Here is a 294-nt window from a genome sequence, read left to right as displayed (position 1 = left end):
TGGTGGCCATCGTGGTGGTCACGCGTCTCGTCAGCTACAAGCATCTTTACTTCACGGTGGGGCCGGACGAGTTCACGTTGTATTCCGGCGTGTTCAATAAAAAGCGCTTCCACGTGCCCTATCAGCGGGTTCAGTCGGTAGACCAGCGCGCCACGCTGCTACAGCGCATCTTCGGCGTGTGTACGGTGGCCATCGACACTGCGGGCGGTCCCTCCAACAAGGCCATCGTGGTGCCTTACGTCACCAAGGCCCAGGCCGAGTGGCTGCGCACCGAGCTCTACAACCGCAAGACCG

The 294-nt window shown here is 61.2% G+C and carries 1 protein-coding gene; it reads left to right on the top strand.

Annotated features, from left to right (window positions below; translation table 11 throughout):
• The coding region (locus PZH32_RS13315; RefSeq protein ID WP_275208729.1) for a PH domain-containing protein at positions 1-294 on the top strand (294 nt) is incomplete at both ends.

Source organism: Adlercreutzia equolifaciens (assembly GCF_029076695.1).
In the GTDB taxonomy this organism is placed as follows: Bacteria; Actinomycetota; Coriobacteriia; order Coriobacteriales; family Eggerthellaceae; genus Adlercreutzia; species Adlercreutzia equolifaciens_A.
This window is presented reverse-complemented; position numbering and strand designations above follow the sequence as displayed.